General features: G+C 40.9%; 2 protein-coding genes. Both read left to right on the top strand.

Annotated elements, in window-relative coordinates; genetic code table 11:
- Positions 1-162, top strand: a 162-nt coding sequence (locus tag ACWHAR_RS27445; RefSeq protein WP_452088482.1) for an alkaline phosphatase, incomplete at its 5' end; no start/stop codon positions are given.
- A 65-nt stretch (positions 163-227) separates the two neighbouring features.
- On the top strand, positions 228-696 hold a 469-nt coding region (locus ACWHAR_RS27450; RefSeq protein ID WP_452088481.1), incomplete at its 3' end, for a membrane lipoprotein lipid attachment site-containing protein.

A 696-nucleotide genomic window follows, 5' to 3' on the forward strand; every position in this document is an offset into this window, starting at 1 on the left:
TCTCACACTGGATGGACAACAGGCGGACATACCGGTGAAGATGTTCCCGTCTATGCATACGGTCCGTCTAGTGAGACATTTGCCGGCCAAATCGACAATACAGAAATCGCCAAAAATGTCTTCAAGGCTTTACAATACAACATTAAGATTAACGATAAGTAAAAGAATACAAGGTGTCCCGTTGCTTGTATGAAGTAACGGGATCTCTTTTTAATGGAGGAATCATCATGAGAAGAATTCTTTCAATTTTCGTTTTTGCTATCATGCTTGCGGGCTGCTCATCAAACGCCAGTACTGAAAAACAGCATGCAGGCGGGGAGAAAACAGTAAAAGCTGAGCCGCAAAGCACTTCATCCCAGAAGGACAGCACAGATAATTATCAGCCTAATTCCCAGGTAACTGATGACCGGTCATTGCTTAAGGTCGGCCAAACGTTTTCAGATGATAAAGGAAAAGCTGTCTTAAAAGATATCAAACAAGTGAACAAAACCTATAAGATTGGCGACGTGGAGTTAACAGTAAAAGAAATGAAGCTGATCCACTTGCGCCCGGACTACAGCATGATTGATTACTTTCATGAGTTAACACATGATGAAGAGTTTGATTTCGTTAAGGTTTTCGTTGATATCAAGAACACCTCTACAAAAAAAGTAAATGTTGCGCCGATTGCATTGATGAAAACAAATACGGGTGAAA

The organism is Bacillus sp. LR--39, from assembly GCF_053613335.1.